Here is a 19,145-nt window from a genome sequence, read left to right as displayed (position 1 = left end):
TATTTAATTATGAAAAGTAATTTAAAACATATAACTATAATTTTTTTAATGTCACTTGGAATTGTTTCTTGTAGTGATTTCTTAGAAGAAGACCCTAAAACACTTATTGCTGCAGAGAGTTTTTATAATACAGAAAGTGATGCTAGAAATGCCGTAGATGGTGTTTACGCCAGTATGCGTAATGTTTACTCTAGATGGTGGATGTGTATCGATTTATATACCGATGACGTTGTTAGTAAAAAAAGTAGCAATTCTTGGACTGTACCTATGGCAAGCCATACAGTGTCGCCTTCCTTTCAATTGTTTAATAATGATCAAAGCGCTGGTAATGTTTATTTCGATTGGTGGACTGGTATTGGTAGAGCGAATGATGTGTTATCCAATGTAAAAGACATGACTATAGATCAAGAGGTGATAGATTTGATTGCTGGAGAAGCTAGAGCTTTAAGAGCTTTCTATTATTACAATTTGGTAAGAGCCTATGGCGATGTACCTTTTATTGTTGAAGGAAGTGATTTTAAAGTTCAAAGATCAGATGTAGATATAATTTATGATGAGATTATTATTCCAGATTTATTATTTGCAGCAGAACATTGTTCAGAAGGTTTACATGATGGTCATATCACCAAATGGACAGCTAAATTAATTTTATCTGAAGTGTATTTAACAAGAGCAGGAACAAGACGCACGTCTACTGGCGTATTTGTTACTGGAGATGAAAGTAACTATGCTTTGGCTAGGGATATGGCTAAAGATGTTATAGAAAATTCACCAAACACATTAAATCTTGAGGCCTCTTCTACTGCTCCTGCATACGGTGTTGCATGGGAAAAAGGCAATGAGTTTTCTGTAGAGTCCATGTTAGAGATTTCTTATCTTCCAATTGATGGTATTGGAAATTGGATGACTAGAGAAGGACGAGCGGCAAATGATGGTAGAAATTATTGGGGAAATAATGCAAATGCTGTACCCGAATTGTTTGATAAAGACGGTAATAATTTAAATAATACAGCTACAATAGAAGAACTATCATTTCCTCGAACAAACAATTCAGGAATCTATTTACCAACACCAAATTTATATGATGAATTTCAAGATGGCGACGAAAGACGAGATTTTAACATCTTGACACGATACGATACGTCTAGTGGAGATATCTTTCTTACACAACCTATGTATAGAAAATTTGTGGATATAGATGTATTAACAGCTGTTGAAGGCTCAGATTTTAGATATGCAGGAAATAATACCATATTATATAGATATGCCGACGCTTTATTAATATATGCTGAAGCCCAAAATGAAGCGGATGGAGCTCCTAATAGCGAAGCATATGATGCTGTAAATCGAATTAGAAATAGAGCTGGATTAGATGATTTAACGTCAAACCTGTCTCAAGACGATTTTAGAGCTGCCATCTATAAAGAAAGACGATGCGAGTTTGCAGGAGAATACAAGCGTAAGTTTGACTTAATCCGTACCGATAGACTAACAACCGCAACAGAAAACATCAATATTATTTGGACGGCTGAACAAGGATCATTTAAGGATTTATCAACAGCACATATTGATTTTACTGGACAAATATTATGGCCAGACAACGAATGGTTATGGCCAATTCCTCAAGCCCAGTTGGAAATCAACTTAAAATATGGGTGGATACAAAATGAAGGCTATTAATGGCTAAAGTATTGTATTAAAAAAAGCCCTGTTTTTTACAAAAGTAAAATCAGGGCTTTTTTATTGAATATCATTTTCCTTAAAACTAAAAAAAAACATAAAAACCTAGTGATTTAAAGGGATAAAACACTAATTGAGCAAGATAATGGAAGAATAGAGAAAGTACTTTTAGGTACTGTAATGATACCTTTGTAGTAGAAAACCTTTTACATATACTTAAAAAGTAAGTCGTTATTTAATAAGTGGTAATTTTTAAAAGTTAAAAACATGAATTTTAAAAAAATAAATAAGTTTATTCTGTTAGCTGCCTCAGTAGTATGCATTTCTAATACAACTTTCTCTCAAGAGAAAAAAGATAAAGGCATGGAAGAAATGTGGGGCGAAACAAAAGTATCTGTAGACGCTTTAAAAAGCGGGAAAGCAAAGTTTTTTGATGAAAGTAATTTTGGAATGTTTATCCACTGGGGATTGTTTTCTAACCTAGGAGGTGTTTGGGATAACAAAACATATTATGGCATTGGCGAATGGATTATGAACCCTAGAATGGCAGGAATACCTGTTAAAGATTATAAGCAGATTGCAAATGATTTTAACCCAACCGGTTTTGATGCCAAAAAAATAGCTCAATTAGCTAAAGATGCTGGAATGAAATACATTGTAATTACTAGTAAGCATCATGAAGGTTTTGCTATGTTCGACTCTAAAGTAAGTGATTTTAATATTGTAGATGCTACACCTTTTGGACGAGACCCAATGCACGAGTTGGCAGATGCTTGTCATGAATTAGGTTTAGGCTTCGGATTTTATTATTCGCACAATCAAGATTGGACGGCTCCTGGAGGAACAAGAGGTCCTAAAACCGATGAGGATGGAAATGAAGCCACTTTTAAAGATTACTTCTATAATAAATGTAAACCTCAGGTAAAAGAGATTTGTACTAACTATGGCGATATCGACTTTGTTTGGTTTGATACACCTGGTGATATGGAAGAAAAATACGTTGTTGAATTAGCTGCTATGGTTAGAGAATTACAACCAAAAGCGATGATGTGTAGTCGTGTTGGATATGGTTTAGGCGATTATGCTAGTGTTGGCGACATGGAAGTGCCAACAAAACGCATTGAAGGCTTATGGGAAACCTGTGATACTAATAATGACTCATGGTCTTACGCGTGGTATGATAATAATTTTAAAAGCCCGAAAGTCATTTTAGGTAGATTAGTGGAAACCGTAGCTCGAGGAGGCTCATATTTATTTAATGTTGGTCCTAATGAATTAGGAATTGTTCCAGAAATTGGCGCTGAGTTTTTAAGAGAAACAGGTACTTGGTTAAAAAGATATCCTCAGGTGGTATATGCTGCAGGAGCTTCGCCATGGGATTACAAATTACCTTGGGGAGATGTTACTACAAAAGGTAACACCATGTATTTAGCAGTTTCAGAATGGCCTACTGATGGTAAATTGTATTTACCTGGTTTAAAAACTAAAATTAAATCGGCTAAAATTCTAAATCCTGAAGCTAAAGATCAAAAGATTGAGTTCAATCAGGGGAAAGATAATTGGGTTACTTTTAATGTACCTTTTAAAGCTCCAGATCATTTAATTTCAATTATTGAAGTTGAAACAAACATAATAAACGGAGACGAAATAATTGCTGAAGACACGGCATTAGGAATCTACCCTAATACAGAAACCGAATTAATTACTGAGTTTGGTACCGTTAGCAATGCCACACAAGAAAACAAACGTTGGATGGAAAAGTTTGGAGAATGGAAACATGCCAATCAAGTTGGAAACTGGGAAGAAAACGGTCAAATAACTTGGACCATCGACGTAAAAGAAGCAGGATATTACTATTTAGATTTGGCTTACAAAGGTACCAATCGTTTAGTTTGGAAAACGACAACAGGTGAAGGCATTATGGTCCAAAACCAACAAGCAGCTACCGAGAAATATGTGTTTTACAACATGGGGATTTTAGAATTTAAAACACCAGGTAAACACACTTTAACAACCACTTTAGTAGAAGGCGATAGAGATACAGCTAGTTTAAAATCTATAGCGTTAAGACCTATAAATGATTAATTAAGCTTCACTCCTAGTGCTCATTTCTAATGTGCATAATATAAAAAAAGAGCAGCCTATTCTAAACTAGAATAATAGGCTGCTCTTTTTATTAAAAGTATTCTCTATTCTCTGACAGCGCTCCTATTTAATTGTACTAACAAAAAACTATACTACATAAGTATAGTTTTTTTTGTTGTATTAAAGAGTAAGATGAACCTGAAAACAAACCTTTAGAATTACGAAGTAACAAGATTATTAAACAAAAAATAGACGATATTAATCCGCCTCCGCTACCGCACGAATCCTTTCGTGTAGTTTCTTGATAAAACTAAAATTTCCTTAATGAAAACCTAATCTTTATATTTTTGTGATAAACCAATAAAGAAGTAACAATGAGCAAAAATTATAAATTCCATAATCTAGAACGTTTATGCTTCATAGATTTTGCTGTTGTTGGTTGGTTAGATGTATTTACATGAAATGAATACCCGGACTTATTTTTGGATAGTTTGGAGTATTGCCAGAAAAACAAAGGGTTAGAAATTGATGCTTGGTGTATTGTTTGAGGGTTAATTATAGATGACCACACGAAAGGATTCGTGCGGTAGCAGGGTTATAACCTATATTATCTTAACCTATGCATTTTGAAATAATTTTTCAAAAACACAAAATTTTGGATAAACTCATTAATCTTCCAATTTATCAGGCATACTCATTTCAGCAAAAAAACGATACAAGCATACAGCGAATTCTTTTCCATTAAAACAAATGCCTGTAAAACTTACATCAAGTTTTACAGGCATTAATTATGTATTTAATAATGGTTATAGTCTTTGTACATCAATATAAAACGCATTACACGGGGTACCATCTTCCATATCAAAATAAGCAGTTAACTCTGTTTCGCCTTCCGCAACATCCAACTCAAGCACTGTAGCTCCAAGATTATTATCGACCTTAGCTTCAACTTGCTTATCCCCTATTTTTAAATAGGCCTTTGAAAACTTCATAGATTTTCCATCAACAATAGCTTCTGTATGTGAGGTAGCAGGTTTTCCATCCTTTATTGCTGCTCCAAGTGCTAATCCACTTTCTACAGGCCAACGTCTTAAATGAAACTTATATTTCCCAGCCTTTACAAAATTAACAGTAAACGGTGCTGGTTCCATTGGTTTTCCAGCACGAATCATTTGTTGATTCCATGGTGGATAAAAATCTATAGTACGCGCATCATGACAAGTAAGAACATCCATATCATTTACTCCTAATTCAATCACAGAAAATTTAGTTTCTTTAATTACATCTGCCCACCAGGTTTCATAAAAAGCATTCATTTCTGCAACTTTTTCAGGATGAGCACTAGCTATATTGTTCTTTTGCCCTGGATCTTCAGTAATATTATAAAGTTCTTTTCCTTTAATTAAACGCCATTCATCATCCATAACACAACTATTTTTACCCTTTATAGGCCAAGGTACACGCTGAGTATCTGTAACTAAGTAACGTTTAGGCGCATCGGCTTTTCCTAATAAATAGCTACTTACATCTGTACCATCCATGGTTTTTGTTGGTGTAAACTCTTGACCAATAAGTTTTGTTAGTGTTGGTAACATATCGACATGTGCCACCAAACTGTTTAAGGATTTACCTCCAGTTAAACCACCATCTGGCCATCTTATAATGAAAGGCACACGATGGCCGCCATCATACTCGCTTCCTTTTGTACCTCGCATACCAGCGTTATAACCTAATAACTTTTTTGATTTTTCGTCTACTTTATAGCCTCTTGCAGTACCGTTATCGGTTGTAAACACGATGATGGTGTTTTCTGCTATACCTAAAGTTTCTAGTTTATTTAACAACTTTGAGAAATTATCGTCAACATTAGTAATCATGCCATAAAAACGCTTTTGCTTTTCACTAATAGCTGTTTCATCTTTATACATATTATAATATTCCTCTGGCACATTATAAGGACCATGTGGTGCATTTAAACTCAAGTAACAGAAGAAAGGCTCTTCTTTTTTATCTTCAATAAAACGCATAGCTTCATCAAACCAAATATCTGTACAATAGCCTTCTTTTTTCTCTGGAACACCATTTCTGTGATAAGAATCGTCGAAATAATCATTATTCCAATAGTCTGGTGTTTGCCCAACACCTCCACCACCATGGTAAAATGCTTCATCAAAACCTCTTTCATGTGGTCTAAACGGACTATTATCACCGAGGTGCCATTTACCAAACATACCTGTTTTATAGCCATTACCCTGTAACACATCTGCTAAGGTTTTTTCTTCTTTATTTAACATCGAAGCCCCCATTATAGTGTGCCAAACACCATTTCTATTACAGTTTCTTCCTGTTAGTAAACCTGCTCGTGTTGGTGCGCAAGTGGTACCCACATGGTAGTTAGTTAAACTTACAGACTCAGTCGCAAATTTATCAATAGTAGGTGTTTTTATAATTGGATTTCCTGTATGTCCCAAATCGCCATAACCTTGGTCGTCCGTAATTACAAACACAATATTAGGTTGGCTTTCTTGAGTTTCTGTTTTTTCTTTATCCTGCTTTTCTTTACAAGATAAAAGTAAGATTGGTATGGCTAAAAACAAGAAAAAAGAGATTGAGTTATAACTCTTAAAAATGCCTTTTCCAAGAAATTTATAAAAATGTGTTTGCTTCATAATTAGTTTGTATTTGATTTGATGTTTAATTCTGTTTTTTAAATGTTTTTATTTGATAGTAATCCTGACTAAAAAAAATTCTAATCTATACCGCGGGCCCACTTTAACTGAGGCCATCTTTTCTCACCATCATTTTCCTGGACTGCTCCTTCCGTACTTCTACCTTTTAAAACAATTTGTGCTAATTCATTTCTATACTGCTCTAGCAATTTAGGTTCTTTACTATGCAAATTATTCGTTTCCGCAATATCATTTTTTAAATTGTAAAGTTGAAACTCTGGTAATCCCTTAGCTTGATCTGTATTAATCTTTGGAAAGCTCCAACCACCAGAACCCGGACAAAAGATAGCCTTATAATTGCCTTTTCGGTAAGCAAAAGATCCATTTATGGAGTGATGAACGATGCTTTCTCTAACAGCTGCCTTTGATTTTATTTTTAAAGCTGGCAAAAAGCTAAAACTATCTTCTGCTACATTATCTTCAATATCCATTGCTAAGGCATCGGTAACTGTTGCAAAAAAATCTGTAGTACAAACCAACTGATCTGATTTACCAGATTTCACTTTTAACGGCCAGCGCACAATAAAAGGAACGCGATGTCCACCTTCAAAAATATCAGCTTTATGCCCTCTAAAAACATAACTAGGGTCATGTCCTTTAGTTTCTAATTGTTTAAAATTTGCTTGAGGAGAACAGCCATTATCACTAGTAAAAACTAATATTGTATTTTCTGCGATACCTTGTTCTTCAAGAGTTTTCATTATTTCTCCAACAACCCAATCAACCATCAATACAAAATCTCCATAAGGATTATCTAAACCACTTTTTCCCTTAAACGCGTCCGTAGGTAAAATTGGTGTGTGTGGTGCAGGCAATGGCATATACAGAAAGAACGGTGCATTACTATTTGCGTTTTCCGTAATATAATCGACTGTTTTAGCAGTGATTTTTGGTAACACTTCCTCATGAACAAAATCATCAGAAGTAAGTCCATTACGCCACATTTTTTGCCCCGTATTTTTGGTGTATTTGGTAGGAATCATAGTTGGAAGATCATTTTCTACCCAAACATAAGGCGCCATATCTAACGATCCATTAAACCCAAACCAATAGTCGAACCCGTTTGTTGTTGGTCCATTTTTTATTTTTTTTGAATAATCTACTTCAGACATTCCTGCATCAATATTAGCCCAATCCCAACCTAAATGCCATTTTCCAATAGCTGCAGTTTGATAGCCTTTTGTTTTTAATACACTTGCAATCGTTTTTCTATCTTTTTTAATTAATGCCTTACTAAAGCCTTTTATCACTCCTTTTTTTAAAGTTGATCGCCAGTTATATCGTCCTGTTAAGATGCCATATCGAGTTGGTGTACACACAGCACTACTGGTATGAGCATCCGTAAACATAACACCTTGTGACGCTAATTTATCAATATTGGCTGTTTGAATTTTAGAGTTTTCATTATAGCTCGAAATATCGCCATAGCCCAAATCGTCTGCCAAAATAAAAATAATATTAGGTTCTTTATTTGTTTCTTTAGACTTTTCTTGAGCACAAGAAGTAAAAACGAATGCACATACTATTACATAAAATAAAGTGGTTCGGTTATTTCTACACATACGTCGCTTTAAATTAATCTCTTTAATTATTTCCAATCGATTTTGGCTTGTTTCTTATCTAAATTTACCCATACGGATGCGTGTTCAAATTCTCTGGTAAATTCCCACCCATCAGGAATTGTTCTTGTATATGGTCCTTTTGGTTCTCCTAATGGTTTTTGAAATTCTGGATAATCTAATAATGATCCATGTGCCAGCTGCCAGCCCCAACCATACTGAAAATACGAATACGGTTGCGCTCCTATTAAATAGCAGGCATGATAGTATTCTAACTTTTCTTTCGAAAGTACTGCAAATCTTTCATTCCTTAACCTGCCTTTGTAAAAATCCTTTTTTTCTTCAGCATCACTATCATACTCAACTCCAATACGGAATATAGACATTTTTCCTGCTTTAGCTATACGGAGCATATCCTCCCAATCTTGCAGTAATTTTTCTTTACTTAAAAAGGCATTTCCATAGTGTTCAAACATGTTAGCATCAATACTAGGAAAAACATATCGAGCCGCTTTAGTATTTGCATTATTTCCCAACACTATTTTATTTGGACCCAACTTGTCTTTTAAAGCCGCCATCATGTCTCCCATAGCCTTTTGCACTTCTTTAACCTTATCTTTACGCAACCATGAAAATCCGTGCATCTGGTCTATAAAAGCGCCATCGGCACCAGAAAACTCTACTCCTGTCGCAACGGTATTTACCCACCAATCGCGAAACTCTGGATTTAAAACATCGAAAAAAAAGGTGTTTTTACGATGGGCCAACGCATTAGTTTCCGAGTCAAATATCAGAAATTTTTTAAGTTCAGGATGCTTATCTATATTATTTTTGGTAAAAGCTTTATTATAGGACGTAAAAGGCCATGCATAAGCGGAGTTAAAATAAAAAAGGACTTTCATCTCGGGCTTTACCTTCTTAAAAGCTTCAACATCATGCTTTGCCCCTAGTTCTGCAGCACCTAATTGTTCAAGTCCATGCGATTTTTCTATGCAAATAAAATCTGTTTTTGAGGCTATTTGTTCTACTTCTTCTAGAAGCAATACTCTTTTAGGGTCGCCAAACATATAATACATAGGCGTTGTATCCCAGCTAAATTTAGGGTAAAAGGTCTTATTTTCAAAAGTACTTCCATCACTTAACACATAAGATTTCTGTGCTGTTGCACAAAAACTAAAAACGATTACTAAAAGTAAGTAAGTGATAAATAAAACTGCCTTTTTCATGTTAAGCTTGTAACTTTTTGTTTTTACTTCTTTTATTATTTAACTGCAATGGCTTTGGTTGCAAATATTTTAGTTGTTTTCTGGTAACCAGCATCCGGATACCCTATTAAGTAATTATTTTCATCAACTAAATTAAACACATAGTGCGTGGTTCCTTTTGGTAATGTTACAGAAACTTTATCATCTGTAAGGTTCATAATAACAGGAAACCAAATTTCACCGGGCACACCTCCATTTTTGGTATATATAAGTTCTGCTTTTACAACTTTAGCACCATTATTTTTGTATTCTAACCACACTTTATCTCCATCAACGCCATGTGTAACTACAGTAGGTATTTTAGATTTGTTAGGTAAATCAGCTTTACTAGTTGGGTTTAAGAAAGGATATCTAGCATTTAATTTCTCCAACCTTTCTTCTAGAAGGCGATTCATTTCATTTGCTTTTTCAGGCATTTTAGTGGCTAAATTATTAGCCTCTTCAATATCTACACGGTTTGTTCCGTTTTCATACAATTGATACAAGGCTAACCGCGTTTTTTCCTCGGTAGCAACATACTCTCTCACCAATTTATAATCATCAATACGCAAGGTAGATTGCATAGAACTATTTGGAAAATGCCACATCATGGTGTTTCTAGGTTGTCCTGTTTCAGGGTCTAAAACTAATTTTGAATCTGTTGGATCTTTTTCCAGTAATGTTGATAAATCAGCACCATCTAATATTTGATTTTGTTCTTTTTTTGCACCCGTCCAACTCAGAATTGTTGGATAAAAATCGACTCCATTAACCATTACATTAGATTCTGTATTTGGAGCAATATTTGGACCTGTAATAATTAAAGGCACTCTTGTGCCACCTTCTTTAGCGTTTATCTTTCCTTTATCTAATGGGTAATTATCAGTAATCACTTCTTTAGTATGTCTTTCCATACCACCATTATCGGAAGTAAAAATAATATAGGTGTTTTCAATTAACATATGCCCTGGCCATCTAGGATCTTCAGTTTCCTTAAGATACTTAATCAATAACCCTGTATAATAATCTATAGTTTCGACCATAGCGGCATAGTAAGCGTTTTTTTGACCTTCCTCATCCCAAACATCATCTGCTTTAGGATATGCTATTCCTAATTTCTGGTAGTACTTACGAAGTAAAGCTTCACTTCTGGTATGTATAGGTGTATGTACTAAACGGGAAGAGTAGAAAAGAAAAAAGGGATCGTTTTTAGCTGCATCCATAAAATCAAGACCATCTTGTGTAATATCATCAAATGGGAAACCTTCTTCATCTAAATAAAAAGGATCTGAAGGGTCTGTTGTAGAAAACCCCTTTGTACGGTCCTTCATTCTTTTATGAGACCCAAAGCCATGTTTTGAAAAATCGAATCCTTGATCTTTAGGTTCTGGATAATCTGTTACAGCAATACCTACGTGCCATTTTCCTGTATGCCCTGTTTTGTAACCATTGGATTTAAGAGATTCTGCAATAGTAACTTCAGAAATATCCAAAGCACCTCTCATCCAAGGACTAATTAATGAAGATCCATAATTAAAAGGTAATGGCGGATGCCCACCTCTTACACTAGTTCTTTCAAGACGAACAGGGTGTTTTCCTGATAAAATAGCACCTCTAGAAGGCGAACATGTTGTTGCTGGAGAATAGGCTTGCCAAAATAGAACGCCGGCTTTAGCTAATCTATCTATGTTTGGTGTTTCGTATGGCGATGGTGCGTCAATATCGTAGCATTTAACGTCTTGCCATCCTAAATCGTCTGTTAGAATTAACAATACATTTGGCTTTTCTGGCCTATTTTTATCCGCGTTAAACGGTGCCTTATTACCACAGGCAGAAGCTAAATTCAAACAAAAAAGGAGTGAAATAACGGCTATTTTATGCATGGTATTTTTCATAAATTTATTATATATATAAAGTAAACTTGAAGTCCTAAATTATAGGGGTTGAATGTACCCCATTACTATTTCTTCTTTTTTTTCTTGTTTTTCTTCTTCTTGTTATTCCTGTTTTTTTTAGACGAATTTTTATTCTTTTTCGCTTTAGCCTCATTAGCCTTATAGGTGCCTATTAAAAAAGGTTTCTTTTCTTCAGCGGTCGCGTTTCTATCAAATAAAACAGCATATTTTTGATATAAATTATCCTTGGTAGCCTCATCTTTTAATTTATCAAGGTGTTCGTCGTAAAGTGAACGCATTATTTTTAGCTGTTTTTCTTCCGAAGCATCGGTAGCTTTGTTGGTCATTTCCAAACGATCCCTTCCTATATGAAAAAGTTCTTCTGTCGGCTTCATGCGGTCATCTTCGAAATTCCATAATACATATTTCCAATCTTTAGAAACCACACCCATCGCTTGTATTTCATCGTTACCCCACATATTTGTAAGCGCAACGGTTTCTCTTTTAAATTTCTTAGGTTTTTCTATTAAGAGACGTAAATCTTCACCATCCATATTATCAGGAGCCTTAATTCCGGCATAATTTAAAATAGTTGGAGCCATATCGATATTTGCAGTTACTTCATCACGTCTTACACCTCTTTTTTTAATTGGTGTTCTTGGATCGTAAATAATTAACGGCGATTTTGAAGCTTCTTCATAAGGCAATACTTTCCCTCCAAAGTTATGAGCACCACAACTATAACCATTATCACTTGTAAAAATGATTATGGTATTATCGGCAACTCCTTGTTCTTCCAGGGTTTTTCTAATCATGCCTAAGGCATAATCTACACCATGAATTAACTGATTGTAGTTTTTAATGGTTTTTTGGTAACTTTCATCACTTTTACGCCAAAAATCATACTCTTTATATTGCCTTCCTGTCTTTGCTTGAGGCGCTAGATGTGTTGCGTTTTCTGCACCGTAATTTTCTGGTTTCTTATAATTTTTTCCTTTATACACATAATCAAAATATTGATCTGGAGTAAAAGGCATATGCGGTGCTTTAAAGCTAATAGACATAGAGAATGGCTTGCCCGTTTGTTTCGCTTCTTTTATAAAATCTTCTGCCCAAGCTGCATATGCTCTAGTACTATGAGGATATTTTTCAGCATATTTAGCAATGTATTTGTTCTTTGCGGTTTGGTAACTGGTTTGACCTAAGCCTCCTGCCCAATTGTCGAAGTCCTCTATCGGGAGCGTATCATATTTATTATGACTTGTACTATTGCCATTATCAGAAACAGCCATTCCAAATTTACCTGCAAAACCTGTATAATAACCTTGTTCTCGAAGAATAACAGGGTATGATTTAGCAAATTTGTCTTTTCTTAATGGACCATGTTCAAAATTACAACCGGCTTTATATTCATACATTCCTGTTAAAATAATGGCTCTACTTGCCATACAAATAGCAGTTGTATTGTAGTGGTTCTCAAATAAAACCCCTTCTTCAGCCAAAGCATCCATATTGGGTGTTATTACCTGATCGTTACCATAACACCCCGTGGCAATACTTGTTTGATCGTCCGATAAAAGAAAAACAATATTAGGTCTTTCTTGTGCAAAACTACTGGCGGTAATGATGCTAATTACTAATGATAGAAATACTTTTTTCATAAACTTAATTAGATTATTTTATATTGCTAGAGTAGCATGATGATATTTTAATAACAGTATAATTAAAAATGTTTAATTTGTTTACAAATTAATTAATTTACGTCCATATACCTCATGCTCATTTCTGCCTTTTACTTGCTTTTTTCGCTTGTTTTATTAATACCGATGAATTTAAATTAAAGTAAAACACCACTTGAGCTGATTATTTCATAAGTTTAAATTTAAGTGTAAATGTCATAAAATTAAAGTCAACCTATTTGTTCTAATTACTCATTCTATTGCTTAATTATTGTATTCTCAATAGAATCAACCAATTTCTCTAAATTTATCGTACTAAGAGCGATTAGAGAATTATTTAAACGTATTTGAGCAAATGATTACTTGTAAATTTAAATAGTTTTGTTGAAAATCCCTTCACTATGAGATTCATAAAGCAAATTGTATCCTTCGTGTTTTTTACTATAACTGTTTTTAGTTGTAACCAAAACACTACTAACAAACAAACTAAAAATTCGGAAACAAAACCTAATATTGTTTTCATTTTTGCCGATGATTGGGGTTGGGGTGATTTAAGCGCACATGGACATCCTTATGTAAAAACACCAAATATAGATCGGCTAATAGATGAAGGTACGGATTTTCAAAGGTTTACCGTAGCAAGCGGTGTTTGTTCGCCTAGTAGAGTTGGTGTAATGACGGGACAATTCCCTGCTAGACATAATATTGATGGTCATTTTGCTTGGGCCAATAGCAATGCTAAAAGAAATATGCCTGATTGGTTGGATAACAAAACCACGCTACTTCCTAGATTACTACAAGAAAGTGGTTATGCCACAGCACATTTTGGTAAATGGCACCTTTCAAATAACATGATTCCTGATTCACCAACTCCAGATAACTATGGATACGATACTTATGGGGCTTTTAATTGCTCTGGTGAACAAATGCCTTTTTATAAAGATGCTGATAATGCTATAGATTTTATTGAAAAAAGCAACGAAGAAAACAAACCATTCTTTATTAATTTATGGGTACATGAGCCACATACCCCGCATCATGTAGTTCCAAAATACCAACAACGATTTCCCGAACTAGATGAAGCAGATAATATTTATGCATCGGTATTATCTCACGCTGATGATAGGATTGGTGAGGTCTTGAATGCTATTGACCGCTTAAACCTTACCGATAACACACTAGTTATTTTTAGTTCTGATAATGGACCTGCAAGATCAGTTAAGACGGCAAAAGAACTAGAATTATATTTAGATACAGCTACAGGTGTTGGTTACAAAACCGGAGCTTCTAAAGGCATTACAGGGGGAAGAAAAGGGTATAAAGCAGCACTTTTTGAAGGCGGTATAGGGGTTCCTTTTATAGCACGTTGGCCCGGAAAAATTAAAGCTGGTGCTATAGATGATTCCTCATTAATTTCAGCAGTAGATTTATTACCTACATTTTGCGAAATTGCAGAAGCCAAATTACCGGAACACTATAAACCAGATGGTATTAGTCAAGTTTCTACGTTATTAGGAACCCCTTACCCTATTAGAACAAAGCCTCTTTTTTGGAAAATTGGAGCCCATTGGCCAGCAAATAAAAATGCACCAAACCATTGGGTATCTTATGCGATTGTTGATAATCATTGGAAATTAGTAGCTAATAAAGATTTAAGTTATGTTGAACTTTATAATATAGCTGCCGATGTTTATGAAAAAACGGATTTAAAAGACCAAAATACTAACGTAACTGAACATTTGAAGACTCAAATAATAGAATGGCAAAAAACACTCCCTGTAAAACCTGATGAAAAGTTATTTTCTAAGGAAAGGACTTAAAAATCTTATAATTAAGTAACATGATAACAACCATTAAATCAATAGACACTCTAACTCTACACTGTCTATTTAGAAATGCCAATAGCAAGTACTAAATTAACACTAACAAAAATTTCTAATAACCAATGGATTTACATTTAAAGAACAAAGTGATAATTATTAATAGGTGTAATAAAAATTTAGAAAAGTTTGAAGAAGCCATAAGCGATAAAATTATTGAAAAAGGCGGACTTCTTCACTTTATAGAATTCGAAAACCATGAATATTCAATTATTAAAAATTCTAAAACCACTCTTGTTAAAACTAGTTCAATTAAAGATTGTATCGATGCCATTTTTAACATTTATGGTCGCATAGATATCGTTATAAGTAAAACAAACAGCATAAATACCAATTTAAACAGCCCTATAGATAACGATATATCAACTATAAATTTAAAACAAAACTATCATAATCAATTTGTTATGCATTCGGATGCCTATTTAAAGTCTTCAAACGGGAATTTGCTAGTAATAAATTCAAATGAAGATCTTTTAAATAAAATTAATGTTTTGGATGACTATACAATTTCAAACAACCAAAACTTTAGAAACTTTGATAAAACTACCACACAAAAATTAGACAATACCTTAAAAACTAATTACATCTATTTTTCTAAAAAAAACACTAATAATCATGATTACCTAGTAAGTCAATGTTTATTCTTAATTTCTAAACATTCTATCTTAAACAAAAACATAATTTATAAAGAAAATAGAATGTTTTATTCTAATTAAATAATTTAACACTAAATATAAATCTGGTGTGCTCTGTGGCCAATCATTAACACATTGCAGTTTTGATAATATCTAGTTTGATTCAATAAATAATTAATGCCCTTCCAAATCGACTTTTTTGGTCCCTTTTAATGCTTTACTAGCATCAGCTTGAATTACATTTGGTTCATGTTGTTCTTTATTTGTATCGATTTCAAAAGACCAGGCATAGCTACTCTTGCCTAAATCTATTGGAGGAATAATTTCTAATCCTGCGTCTGTTATGTTCCATTCAACATCTGCTTCAGAACCTAATAACTTAACAGCTTTCACTTCTTTATCCGTCCATCCTTTTGTGGCTTCAATCACTATGGACCCCGTTGGTTGATTTAATGCTATTGCAAAAAGCTTTGTTCCTTTAGTTGTAAAAGCCAAATTACCTTTTTCTTGATGATTTACTTTCCAATAACGTGTTCCGTATATGGCTTCACCATTTATACCAAGCCAATTACCCATATCATGAAGTAATTTAACCTGTGGTTGAGGTATTGTACCATCTGCTTTAGGGCCAATATTCACCAAAAAGTTTCCATTTCTAGAAATAACTTCAACCATTTCAGAAATAATTTTTTTTGGAGTTTTGTAGGTATCATTTTCTAAATAACCAAAAGACGTTCCAAAAGTGGTACAACTTTGCCACTTAGGACCAATCACTTTTAATTTTAAATTGTCTTTTTCTAAACATCCAATACCATCTGGCCAATTACGATTGGCTCCTTTGTTATTCATGTACACTTCTTGATTTTTAAAACTTCCGTTATTCATAAAATCAGTAATCATCAATCTACATTGATCGTAGAAATATTGAATTTCTGGCTTAAATACCTTTGGTTCTACTTGAGAGTTATTGCCATCTCTAGTAAAAATCGGGATGTCATCAATCCATAAAAAGTCTGGTTGATATTTATCTTGAATTTCTTTCCATCGAACTACATACTCATCAACTGCTTCATCACTAAAACCAAAGGGACCATAAAGAGATTCTGCTTCCGGATTTCTTTTGATTTCTTCCAAAATATCATCATGAGCTTTTGCCTTAACTTTATATTTCTGTGTAGTAAAAAAACTGGTGTGTCTTTCTCTATGATATGACGGCGCATACTTTAACCCTTTCTTTTTAACGGCTTTTCCTAAATCGCCTACCAAATCTCGCTTCGGCCCTTTATCCATAGCGTTCCAAGGTGTTAAGTCTGAATCCCAATTGGCCCAACCATCGTGATGTTCGGCAGTTAATACAACATACTTTGCTCCTACTTTAGAGAACAATTCAGCCCATTCATCTGGATTCCAGTTTTCCGCCTTAAACTCTGGAATTATGTCTTTGTATCCAAATTCAGGTGGTGATGCTCCCCAACGTTCTCTTAAATAAGGATAATAATAAGTAGAATCCTGATAAATCATTTTAGGAACATGTTCTGCATAACCTCGACCTCCTTTACGGTGCCCAATAACACTATAAGGGCCCCAGTGAATAAAAATTCCTATTTTCCCGTCATTAAACCAATTTGGAACTGGCATTTTTTGCAAGGCCTCCCAACTACCGTCATAAGGAGCTTCTTTTGAAGATCCAATATGAGTTTCAGATGTTTTAGAAAAATTACAAGAAAAAAGCACCAAAACAAACAGTGATGCTGATAAATATTTTTTAAAAATTTTCATAATAATTATATACTTGCTTTGCTTGGATTATATTGATTTTCCTGCCATGAAATTATTAAATGCCTCAGAAATATCAACCGGATCTCCCATTTCATTTTGTAACATTTTATATTCTTGAAAAAGGCGATTTAGTACGTTCTTATATTCTTCTTTGTTTTCTGCTAAATCCACCATTTCCAATGGGTCATTTTGCAAGTCATATAAACGAACCACATTAATGGTTGGATAAACAATCATTTTATACCGTTCTGTCCTATACATGCGCTGAGCACCAAAATATGCTCCATAAACCACTGGATTCCTACTCTTATTGGTTTTACCGGTTGCCAAAGGTAATAAGGTGTTAAAATCAATTTGTTCTGGCTTTTCAATTCCTGCGATATCTAGCGTTGTGGCCATAACATCTTGCAAGTACACAAACGAATCTACTATTTTTCCTTTAGGAACTTTTGGTCCAGACATCAACAACGGAACACGCATACTGCTATCGTACATATTTTGTTTCCCCATAAAACCATGATCTCCCACTGCAAGCCCATGATCTGCTGTAAAAAATATATAGGTGTTATCTGCTTTTCCGGAAGCTTCCAGAGCATCTAAAATACGACCTATCTGTTCGTCCATATGACTTATAATAGCATAATATTCTTGTCTGTTTACTTTTACAGAATGTTCAGTTCTTGGAAAAGGTGCTAATTTCTCATCTCGAAGACTACGACCTGTCCCAGCAGCCTCATTATAAGGGTATTCTGGAATAAAATTTTCTGGCACATCAATACCACCAACTGGATACATATCTACAAACTTCTTTGGTGCTTGTCTTGGATCGTGAGGTGCATTGAAAGCCAAATACATAAAAAAAGGATTATCACTAGTTTTGGCTTGTTCAATAAAAGAAATTCCATCGTCTGCCAAAACCTCACTCCAATGTTTTCCACCTTCCCAGTAACCTCTATTTATGGTATCATATGGCGACCAAGTATCGGGCTTACCTTTATCAAAACTCCTTAAATAACGCTCATTTGTTTGGTTTGGCATGCCAGGGCGTACGTTGGTAGAGTAATCAAAAATATCTTTAGGTTTCACTTCTCCCACATGCCATTTTCCTGCCATGTAAGTTTCATATCCAGCTTCTTTTAAATATTGTGGCCAATATTTCTCAGGCTTTTTAAATGATATCTTATATTCCGACTTCGATTTTGGAGCATTTTTGTCGTTTATATTATTTCCTTTTTTTGAAAACGATGCTGCCTTCCATAGGTAGCCACCAGTAACTAGCATGGTTCTACTTGCCACACAAACAGCTGGTGTAAATGACCCTTGATTAAAGGTATGAGAAAAAGAAACCCCATTACTTAAAAGCCGATCTAAATTTGGTGTTTTTACAGGACAATTATTTAACGCCCCTATGGTATTGAACATTTGATCGTCTGCGAAAAGAAATAATATGTTAGGTTTTTCTGACTTGAAAACCATTGTTTTTTCTTTAGACTTACAACTAATACATACCAATATACTTAGTAATATTAGTGATTTTTTCAATGTGTTAATCTTCATTTTTAACTATCTATTTAAGGACTAATTTAATACGAATATTTTAAACTAGCAGGTTGACCTATAAACCACTTAGTTTCATAGTTTTATAACTCCTCCTATTATCTTCTCCAAGACCAATTTGTTTACAATTAATATTAACAAAATCTCTTTTTACCATATCTAAAGTATGACGTGGCTGTTTTTCTTTGTCGGCATCAAAATCGGTTTTTATTGATGGTGGCCACTAAAACCTAGTAGCTGTAATCCTTCTATTTTTATACCTTTTCCATTTGTATAAGTAAAGGTTACCCATGGTACATCCGTTTTGTATCCATTTATCATACCATGGCAATACCTGAACCGCAACCATCCTTTTTTTCTTAGCCTTACAACATCTGTAATTTTAAATTCCATAGGTATTTTGCTTCCTTCCTTATACCCTAC

Annotated in this window: 12 protein-coding genes; 4 read left to right on the top strand and 8 right to left on the bottom strand. The window is 34.2% G+C overall.

Annotated features, from left to right (window positions below; translation table 11 throughout):
* The first annotated feature begins 48 nt into the window (after positions 1-48).
* Both ABJM36_RS13335 and ABJM36_RS13330 read left to right on the top strand, forming a co-directional pair.
* Positions 49-1,680, top strand: coding sequence for a RagB/SusD family nutrient uptake outer membrane protein (locus ABJM36_RS13335; protein ID WP_348451992.1), 1,632 nt, complete (start codon positions 49-51; stop codon positions 1,678-1,680).
* Between the two features lie 267 nt (positions 1,681-1,947).
* Positions 1,948-3,765 carry an alpha-L-fucosidase gene (locus ABJM36_RS13330; RefSeq protein WP_348451991.1) on the top strand — a complete coding sequence of 606 codons (1,818 nt, stop codon included), beginning with the start codon at positions 1,948-1,950 and terminating at the stop codon, positions 3,763-3,765.
* A gap of 806 nt (positions 3,766-4,571) precedes the next feature.
* Here the strand turns inward: ABJM36_RS13330 and ABJM36_RS13325 are convergent.
* The 5 genes from ABJM36_RS13325 to ABJM36_RS13305 all read right to left on the bottom strand — a co-directional run bounded on the left by ABJM36_RS13325 (position 4,572) and on the right by ABJM36_RS13305 (position 12,853).
* The gene (locus ABJM36_RS13325) at positions 4,572-6,434 is read right to left on the bottom strand and encodes an arylsulfatase (RefSeq protein ID WP_348451990.1); all 1,863 of its coding nucleotides are present in this window, start codon (positions 6,432-6,434) and stop codon (positions 4,572-4,574) included.
* Between the two features lie 80 nt (positions 6,435-6,514).
* Positions 6,515-8,092, bottom strand: coding sequence for an arylsulfatase (locus tag ABJM36_RS13320; protein WP_348451989.1), 1,578 nt, complete (start codon positions 8,090-8,092; stop codon positions 6,515-6,517).
* Entirely contained in the window at positions 8,083-9,279 is a 1,197-nt protein-coding gene (locus ABJM36_RS13315; RefSeq protein ID WP_348451988.1) for a putative glycoside hydrolase, read from the bottom strand. Before ABJM36_RS13315 ends, ABJM36_RS13320 begins: the two co-directional genes overlap by 10 nt.
* A 35-nt stretch (positions 9,280-9,314) precedes the next feature.
* Positions 9,315-11,192, bottom strand: coding sequence for a sulfatase (locus tag ABJM36_RS13310; RefSeq protein ID WP_348451987.1), 1,878 nt, complete (start codon positions 11,190-11,192; stop codon positions 9,315-9,317).
* A 65-nt stretch (positions 11,193-11,257) separates the two neighbouring features.
* A complete protein-coding gene (locus tag ABJM36_RS13305; protein ID WP_348451986.1) occupies positions 11,258-12,853 on the bottom strand; it encodes a sulfatase in 1,596 nt (531 codons plus the stop codon).
* Positions 12,854-13,272: 419 nt separating this feature from the next.
* Between ABJM36_RS13305 and ABJM36_RS13300 the strand changes: the two genes are divergently transcribed.
* Positions 13,273-14,691 (top strand): sulfatase-like hydrolase/transferase, encoded by a 1,419-nt coding sequence (locus ABJM36_RS13300; RefSeq protein WP_348451985.1) that lies wholly within the window; start codon positions 13,273-13,275, stop codon positions 14,689-14,691.
* A gap of 125 nt (positions 14,692-14,816) precedes the next feature.
* Positions 14,817-15,467: a hypothetical protein gene (locus tag ABJM36_RS13295; protein ID WP_348451984.1), complete on the top strand. Its 651-nt coding sequence runs from the start codon at positions 14,817-14,819 to the stop codon at positions 15,465-15,467.
* A 93-nt stretch (positions 15,468-15,560) separates the two neighbouring features.
* Here the strand turns inward: ABJM36_RS13295 and ABJM36_RS13290 are convergent, their stop codons facing one another.
* The 3 genes from ABJM36_RS13290 to ABJM36_RS13280 all read right to left on the bottom strand — a co-directional run bounded on the left by ABJM36_RS13290 (position 15,561) and on the right by ABJM36_RS13280 (position 19,115).
* Positions 15,561-17,165 (bottom strand): alpha-L-fucosidase, encoded by a 1,605-nt coding sequence (locus ABJM36_RS13290; protein WP_348451983.1) that lies wholly within the window; start codon positions 17,163-17,165, stop codon positions 15,561-15,563.
* 27 nt (positions 17,166-17,192) lie between these two features.
* The gene (locus ABJM36_RS13285; RefSeq protein WP_348451982.1) at positions 17,193-18,641 is read right to left on the bottom strand and encodes a sulfatase-like hydrolase/transferase; all 1,449 of its coding nucleotides are present in this window, start codon (positions 18,639-18,641) and stop codon (positions 17,193-17,195) included.
* Positions 18,642-18,929: 288 nt separating this feature from the next.
* The gene (locus tag ABJM36_RS13280) at positions 18,930-19,115 is read right to left on the bottom strand and encodes a hypothetical protein (protein WP_348451981.1); all 186 of its coding nucleotides are present in this window, start codon (positions 19,113-19,115) and stop codon (positions 18,930-18,932) included.
* Between the last annotated feature and the right edge of the window lie 30 nt (positions 19,116-19,145).

This window comes from Algibacter sp., from assembly GCF_039977455.1.
Taxonomy (GTDB): domain Bacteria; phylum Bacteroidota; class Bacteroidia; order Flavobacteriales; family Flavobacteriaceae; genus Algibacter_B.
Note: the sequence above shows the minus strand (reverse complement) of the source record. Positions and strands in the feature narration are given on the sequence as shown.